Source organism: Ramlibacter sp. (assembly GCF_028291745.1).
Lineage (GTDB): Bacteria > Pseudomonadota > Gammaproteobacteria > Burkholderiales > Burkholderiaceae_C > Ramlibacter.
The window spans coordinates 1-7874 of the sequence record NZ_JAQGNQ010000096.1 but is presented as its reverse complement, the minus strand read 5'-3'; the positions used below and the strand labels follow the sequence as shown (position 1 = coordinate 7874).

The following is a 7874-nucleotide window of genomic DNA, read 5'->3' as shown; positions in this document are numbered from 1 at the left end:
TGAGCCTGTCTCTCTTCGAGCGCACCCCACTGCCCGATCTATTGGCAGCGATCACCCCCGAAGAGGACGAACAAGCGCCGCCGAGCCAGTTTTCACTATTCGAAAAAATCTCCGGACAGTAGTGGGCCAAGCCCGCAATGACATCCTGAACCTATCCATGCAAGCGCGAGTTCTTGGGCAGATGCGCCATCAGGAACTCCATCTGGTCCGCCAGGATGCGGCGGTTGCGCAGGATGAAGTCTTCCCACAGGCTGGGGACGTACGGCGCGTAGAGCAGCGTCATGCCCGCCTGCTCCGGTGTGCGGCTGCCCTTGCGGTGGTTGCAGGCGCGGCAGGCCGTGACCACGTTCATCCAGTGGTCCTTGCCATTTTGGGCGAAGGGCACGATGTGCTCGCGGGTGAGCTCTTCCTCGTGCAGCTGGTCGCCGCAATAGGCGCAGATGTTGCGGTCGCGGGCGAACAGCTTGCCGTTGGTGAGGCCCGGCTTGAGCTCGAACGGATTGATGTTCGGCACGCCCTTGGTGCCGATGATGCTGTTGACCGTGATGATCGACTGCTGCCCGCTTTCGGCATTGATGCCGCCCCGGAACACCGCGACCTCCGCCCCGGCCTCCCAGCGCACCTGGTCGGCGGCATAGTGCAGCACGGCCTGCTCCAGCGAAATCCACGACTGGGGCAGTCCTTGGGCGGACAGCTTCAAAACCTTCAAAACGCGCCTCCATTCAACGACGAACAGACCGACAGCGCCCTCTCGGCGTGAGAGACAATATACCGTGTTTTCGTCTTTCAGCTGTGGCAGGCCATGCGTGGGTCCGCCGTGACACACGGTCACACGCTGCTATCAAAAAGATATCATCGCAATGCAGATCCTGCGCGGCTTCCACCATCCCCAGATCGCCCCGGCCTGCGCCGTCACGATCGGCAACTTCGACGGCGTGCACCGCGGACACCAGGCGATGCTGGCCTTGCTGAACAGCGAGGCGCGCCACCGCGGCGTGCCCAGTTGCGTGCTCACCTTCGAGCCGCATCCCCGCGACTACTTCGCGGCCCTGCACCGCAAGCCGGAGCTCGCCCCCGCGCGGGTGGCCACGCTGCGCGACAAGCTGGGCGAACTGCGCAAGTGCGGTGTCGAGCAGTGCGTGATCCTCACGTTCGATGCGCGCCTTTCCGGGCTGGCGCCGGAAGCTTTCATCTCCGATGTGCTGGTCAAGGGGCTGGGCGCGAAGTACGTGCTGGTGGGCGACGACTTCCGCTTCGGGGCGCGCCGCGCGGGTGATTACGCGATGCTGGATTCCGCCGGCAGCCGGCTGGGCTTCGACGTGGCGCGCATGAACAGCTACGAGGTGCACGGCCTGCGCGTCTCGAGCTCGGCGGTGCGCGAGGCGCTGGCCCGCGGCGACATGGCCGGCACCGCTGCCCTGCTGGGGCGGCCGTACAGCATCAGCGGCCATGTGGTGCACGGCCGCAAGCTTGGGCGGGAGCTCGGTTTTCGCACCGTCAACCTGCGATTCGCCCACTGGAAGCCGGCGGCCGGCGGCATCTTCGCCGTGCAGGTGCACGGCCTGTCCGAGACGCCGCTGGAGGGTGTGGCCAACCTGGGCGTGCGCCCTTCGCTGGACCCGCGCGATGCCAATGGCGGGCGCGTGCTGCTGGAGACGCATTGCCTGCAATGGCCGGCCCATCTGGGCGCCGAAGGGGCCTACGGTAAAATCATCCGCGTGGAACTGCTGCACAAACTGCACGACGAGCTGCACTACGACGGCCTCGATGCCCTGAAGGCGGGCATCGCGCGCGACTGCGACGCCGCGCGCGCCTTCTTCGCGTCCACGCATGCCGAGACGCGGCGGCAGACCACGCGCGACCGAATTTAACGATCTTGTCATTGCGGGCTCGAGCCGCAATCCATGCCTTTCTCCCCCACCACGGTGGATGCCGGGTCCAGCCCGGCATGACAGTTCGCAGAGGCTTCCCATGACCGACAAGACCGATTACCGCGCCACGCTGAACCTGCCCGACACCCCCTTTCCGATGCGCGGCGACCTGCCCAAGCGCGAGCCGGGCTGGGTCAAGCAGTGGCAAGACGAGGGCCTGTACCAGCGCCTGCGCGAGGCGCGCTGCGGCCGGCAGAAGTTCGTGCTGCACGACGGCCCGCCCTATGCCAACGGCCAGATCCACATGGGTCACGCCGTCAACAAGATCCTGAAGGACATGATCGTCAAGTCGCGCCAGCTCAAGGGGCTGGACGCGGCCTACATCCCGGGCTGGGACTGCCATGGCCTGCCGATCGAGAACGCCATCGAGAAGAAGTTCGGCCGCAACCTGCCGCGCGACGAGATGCAGGCCAAGAGCCGCGCCTTCGCCACCGAGCAGATCGCGCTGCAGATGGGCGACTTCAAGCGCCTGGGCGTGCTGGGTGATTGGGACCATCCCTATCGCACGATGGACTTCGGCACCGAGGCCGGCGAGATCCGCGCCTTCAAGCGCGTGGTGGAGCGCGGCTTCGTCTACCGCGGGCTGAAGCCGGTGTACTGGTGCTTCGACTGCGGATCGTCGCTGGCGGAATTCGAGATCGAGTACGCGGACAAGAAGTCGCAGACGCTGGATGTCGGGTTCAAGGCGGATGATGCGGCGAAGGTGTATGCGGCCTTTGGACTGCCCTCACCCCTACCCTCTCCCGCAAGCGGGAGAGGGAGCGAAGAGGTCTACGCCGTCATCTGGACCACCACCGCCTGGACGATCCCCGCCAACCAGGCGCTGAACCTCAATCCCGAGATCGTCTACGCCCTGGTCGACACCCCGCGCGGCAAATTGATCGTTGCCGAAGTCCTCGTCGAAAAAGCGCTGGCTCGCTACCAGCTCGAAGGCTCGGTTCTCGCCACCACCGAGGGCAAGAACCTCGGCGGCCTCGCGTTTCGCCACCCGCTGTACGACGTCGATCCCGGCTTCCGGCGCCTGTCGCCCGTGTACCTGGCCGACTACGCCACGGCCGAAGACGGCACCGGCATCGTCCACTCCTCGCCGGCCTACGGCCTGGACGACTTCAACAGCTGCCTCGCGCACGGCATGAAGTACGACGACATCCTGAACCCGGTGCAGGGCAACGGCTCGTACGCGCCCGACTTCGCGCTGTTTGGCGGCGAGAACATCTGGAAGGCGGTGCCGCACATCATCGCCACGCTCAAAGACAACGAGCGCCTGCTGGCCACCGAGACCATCACCCACAGCTACCCGCATTGCTGGCGCCACAAGACGCCGGTGATCTATCGCGCGGCCGCTCAATGGTTCATCCGCATGGACGAGGGTGTCGGCGTCTTCACCAAGGACAAGGCGCCCAGCACGCTGCGGCGCATGGCGCTGGAGGCGATCGAGGAAACCAGCTTCTATCCCGAGAACGGCAAGGCCCGCCTGCGCGACATGATCGCCGGCCGGCCCGACTGGTGCATCAGCCGCCAACGCAGCTGGGGCGTGCCCCTGCCCTTCTTCCTGCACAAGGACTCGGGCGAGTTGCACCCCCGGACGATGGAGATCCTCGACCTAGCGGCCGACATGGTCGACGCGGGCGGCATCGAAGCGTGGAGCAAGGCCTCCACCGAGGAGATCCTGGCGAAGGTCGGCGCCGCTGCCGACGCGCCGAACTACACCAAGAGCCAGGACATCCTGGAGGTGTGGTTCGACTCCGGCACCACGCACACCACGGTGCTGAAAGGCTCGCACGCCGGCGCCGCGCACGAGAACGGCCCCGAGGCCGACCTCTACCTCGAAGGCCACGACCAGCATCGGGGCTGGTTTCACTCCTCGTTGCTCACGGCCTGCGCAATGTACGGGCGCGCGCCGTATCGGGGCCTGCTCACGCACGGCTTCACGGTGGACAGCCAGGGCCGCAAGATGTCCAAGTCGCTGGGCAACGGGGTCGATCCGCAACAGACCAGCCAGAAGCTCGGGGCGGAGATCATCCGCCTGTGGGTGGCCGCTTCCGACTACTCCGGCGACATCGCCGGCGATGACAAGATCCTCGCGCGCGTGGTCGACGCTTATCGCCGCATCCGCAACACGCTGCGCTTCCTGCTGGCCAACGTCAGTGACTTCGATCCGGCCAAGGATGCCGTTCCGCTCGCGCAGATGCTGGAGATCGACCGCTATGCCATGGCGCGCGCGGCGCAATTCCAGGCGGAGGTGCTGGCGCACTACGAGGTGTACGAGTTCCACCCGGTCGTGGCCAAGCTGCAGGTCTATTGCTCCGAAGACCTGGGCGCCTTCTACCTCGACGTGCTGAAGGACCGCCTCTACACCACAGCGCCCAAGTCGCTGGCCCGCCGCAGCGCGCAGACGGCGCTGTGGAACATCACGCACGCGATGCTGCGCTGGATGGCGCCCTTCCTCTCCTTCACGGCCGAAGAGGCGTGGAAGGTGTTCGGCGGCTCCGACTCGATCTTCCTCGAGGAATACGCCGAGATCGGCAGCCCGGACACCGAGCTGCTGGCGCGCTGGAACCGCATCCGCGAGATCCGCGACGCGGCCAACAAGTTCATCGAGCAGCTGCGCTCCGAGGGCAAGGTGGGTTCCTCGCTACAGGCCAACCTGGCGATCCGCGGCAACCCGCGGGATGCGGCCCTGCTGCGCTCGCTGGGGGACGACCTCAAGTTCGTGTTCATCACGTCGAAGGCCAGCGTGGCTGCGCAAGCGCTGGGCGACGACGCGCCCCTGGAGATCGAAGTGAACGCCTCCGACGACACCAAGTGCGACCGCTGCTGGCACTGGCGCGCCGACGTCGGCGCCGACCCCGCGCATCCGGCGATCTGCGGTCGTTGCGTCAGCAACCTGTTCGGCGCCGGCGAAGCCCGGGTGCACGCCTGATGGCCCGCGGAACCACGCTCATGACGCGCGGCTCGGCGAGCGGGAGCATGCTGCCGTGGATCGGCCTGGCCCTGATCCTGCTGATCGTGGACCAGTTCACCAAGGTGCTGATCCTCGGTTACCTGCGCTTTGGCGATTCGACGACGGTCACGTCCTTCTTCAACATCGTGCGGGCGCACAACACCGGCGCGGCCTTCTCCTTCCTGGCTGCGGCCTCGGGCTGGCAGCGCTGGCTGTTCACCGGCATCGGCGTGGCGGCGACGCTGTTCATCGTCTACCTGCTGCGCAAGCACGCGGGGCAGAAGCTGTTCTGTTTTGCCCTCGCGTGCATTCTCGGTGGGGCGATCGGCAATGTGATCGACCGCCTGCTGCGCGGGTATGTCGTGGACTTCCTGCAGTTCCACTGGCAGGACCGGTGGTACTTCCCGGCCTTCAACGTGGCGGACACGGCGATCACCATCGGGGCGGCGGCATTGATCCTCGACGAGTTGCTGCGGGTGCGGCGCACACGGTGAGGCCCACGGTGGGGTGCGCCATGCGCATCCCACCAGCCGCCGTGGCAACGACCCGACACCGGTCCCTCTCCCGCCGAGTGCCGGCGTATCATGTTCCTCACAACATGAAGCATCTGCTGAACCTGCTGGCGGCCGTCGCGCTGCTGGTGTGGGGCACGTACCTGGTTCGCACCGGCATCCTGCGTGTCTTCGGCGCGAACCTGCGCCACGTGCTCGCGCGCAGCATCGGCACCCGGCCCGCGGCCGCGATGGCCGGACTGGGCGTCACCGCCCTCGTGCAATCCAGCACCGCCACCGCGCTCATCGTCTCCGCCTTTGTCGGTCAGGGCTTGGTCAGCCTGGGAACGGCACTGGCCGTGATGCTGGGCGCCGACGTCGGCACGAGCCTGATGACGGTGGTCTTCTCGTTCGACCTGTCCTGGCTGTCCCCCCTCTTCATCTTCGTCGGCGTCGTGCTGTTCATCACGCGGCAGTCGACGCCGGTGGGCCGCTTCGGCCGCGTCCTGATCGGCATCGGCCTGATGCTGCTCGCGCTGCGACTGGTGGCTGAATCGACGGCCATCATGGTCCGCTCGCCCGCGGTCAAGGCGATGCTCGAATCGCTCTCCAGCGACATCCTGCTGGAGATCACCGTGGGCGCCGTGATCTCCGTGCTGGCCTATTCAAGCCTCGCCATCGTGCTGCTCACGGCGACGCTGGCCACCTCGGGCGCCATCCCGATCGACGTGGCGCTGGGGCTGGTGCTGGGCGCCAACCTGGGAAGCGGCCTGCTGGCCGTGCTGGCCACCGCCAACTCCAGCGTCGAAGTGCGGCAGGTGCCCCTGGGGAACCTCGTCTTCAAGACCGTGGGGGTGCTGCTGGCGGCGCCCTTCGTGGGCCTGTGGTCCCGCCACCTGAGCCCCTTCATCGCCGAACACGCGACGCTGGTGGTCACCTATCACCTGGTGTTCAACGTGCTGATCGCGCTGCTGTTCCTCGGCCTGACCCACCACGTGGCGCGCCTGGTCGAACACTGGCTGCCGAAGCCGGACAAGACCCTGCTGGCCGGGCGACCGCATCACCTGGATCCATCGGCGCTCGCGACGCCTTCGCTGGCCATCTCCAACGCCGCGCGCGAGGCGCTGCACCAGGCGGACGTGGTCGAGACCATGATGCTGGGCATGCTGCGCGTGATCAAGGAAAACGACCTGCGCCTGGCGCAGGAGCTGCGCAAGATGGACGACACTGTCGACCAGCTCTATTCGGCGATCAAGTACTACCTGACCAAGATCTCGCGCGAAGCGCTGGGCGAGGAAGAGAGCCGCCGCTGGACCGACATCATCAGCTTCACGATCAACATGGAGCAGATCGGCGACATCGTCGAGCGCATCCTGCAGGACATCGAGGACAAGAAGATCAAGAAGGGCCGCAGCTTCTCCGATGCCGGCATGGCGGAGATCTGCGAGCTGCATGCACGCCTGCTGGACAACCTGCGCCTGGGCATGAGCGTGTTCCTGAACGGCTCGGTGCGCGACGCGCAGAAGCTGCTGGAGGAAAAGGCGCGCTTTCGCGACCTGGAGCGCGCCTATGCCGGCACGCACCTCACGCGCCTGACCGAGAACACGGTGCAAAGCATCGAGACGAGCTCCTTGCACCTGGACCTGATCAGCGATCTCAAGCGCATCAACTCGCACATCTGCTCGATCGCCTATCCGATCCTCGAGTCGGCGGGCGCTCTCTCGCCCCCCCGGTTCAAGCAGGTGTTGCCGGAACAGGCTTCGCGGGCGCACTAGCCTGCACGGCGGCGGCCGCGACCGGCGCGTCCTCCACGCTGCGGCGATGGGAGGCGCAGTAGTCGACCAGCGCTTCCAGCTCCGTCGACTTGTCGAACACCGCATCGGCACCCAGTTGCCGGCAGCGCCAGCGCACGTCGCGCGAGGAATGGTTGCTCAGTACGACGACCTTCTGTTGCGGACCGCGTTGGCGGCAGGCCTCCAGCACGTTCATGCCGCTGCCTTCGCGCAGGAAGAGATCGATGATCGCGAGGTTCCAGCCGTTGGCACCCAGCCAGCGTCTGGCCTCGTGCTCGGAATCGGTCGTGCCCACCGGGTCGATGTCGGCGAGCTCCTTGAGGGTTTCGATCAGGTTGTCCCGGACCGTCGTGCTGTCGTCGACGATGTAGGCGCGAAACGTCATTGCTTCTTCTCCAGGGGCGGACGCTGCGGTCCCGCCATGGGAAGCGACTCTAGGGCGGCCTTGGGGCGCTTGCTGACAGCAGCGAAGCCGTGGCCCTGTAGGAAGGGACAGGCGTGGGCGAGCGTCAGGCGTCGGCGGCGATTGCCGCGTTGATGCGTGGCATCACTTCTTCGGCCATCAGCTGCATGGAGCGCTTGCCCAGTGCCGGATCGACCCAGTCGTGGCAGGCATAGAGCAGCGTGCCGAAGTCGCCGATCTGGTCGCGAAAGTGCAGGATCTGCTGCACCACGCTGTCCACGGTGCCCGCGATCACCAGCTTGTTGGTCACGT

6 protein-coding genes and 1 pseudogene are annotated in these 7874 nt (G+C 66.4%); 4 read left to right on the top strand and 3 right to left on the bottom strand.

Annotation, left to right across the window (positions count from 1 at the left end; translation table 11 throughout):
- Positions 1-151: 151 nt before the first annotated feature.
- Entirely contained in the window at positions 152-709 is a 558-nt protein-coding gene (locus JWP60_RS17985; RefSeq protein WP_299794500.1) for an HNH endonuclease, read from the bottom strand.
- A 151-nt stretch (positions 710-860) separates the two neighbouring features.
- Between JWP60_RS17985 and JWP60_RS17980 the strand changes: the two genes are divergently transcribed.
- From JWP60_RS17980 to JWP60_RS17965, 4 genes are all read left to right on the top strand, one after another.
- A complete protein-coding gene (locus JWP60_RS17980) occupies positions 861-1871 on the top strand; it encodes a bifunctional riboflavin kinase/FAD synthetase (RefSeq protein WP_299794497.1) in 1011 nt (336 codons plus the stop codon).
- A gap of 100 nt (positions 1872-1971) precedes the next feature.
- Complete coding sequence (ileS, locus tag JWP60_RS17975; protein WP_299794495.1) at positions 1972-4854, top strand: isoleucine--tRNA ligase; 2883 nt, start codon at positions 1972-1974, stop codon at positions 4852-4854.
- Positions 4854-5369: a signal peptidase II gene (gene lspA, locus JWP60_RS17970; RefSeq protein ID WP_299794492.1), complete on the top strand. Its 516-nt coding sequence runs from the start codon at positions 4854-4856 to the stop codon at positions 5367-5369. Before ileS ends, lspA begins: the two co-directional genes overlap by 1 nt.
- A gap of 104 nt (positions 5370-5473) precedes the next feature.
- A complete protein-coding gene (locus JWP60_RS17965; RefSeq protein ID WP_299794489.1) occupies positions 5474-7141 on the top strand; it encodes a Na/Pi cotransporter family protein in 1668 nt (555 codons plus the stop codon).
- Here the strand turns inward: JWP60_RS17965 and JWP60_RS17960 are convergent.
- Together JWP60_RS17960 and JWP60_RS17955 are read right to left on the bottom strand one after the other, a co-directional pair.
- The gene (locus JWP60_RS17960; protein ID WP_299794486.1) at positions 7101-7544 is read right to left on the bottom strand and encodes a response regulator; all 444 of its coding nucleotides are present in this window, start codon (positions 7542-7544) and stop codon (positions 7101-7103) included. The two genes, JWP60_RS17965 and JWP60_RS17960, sit on opposite strands and share 41 nt — an antisense overlap.
- Positions 7545-7668: 124 nt before the next feature.
- Positions 7669-7874, bottom strand: a pseudogene (locus JWP60_RS17955) (hypothetical protein); the annotation flags it as partial.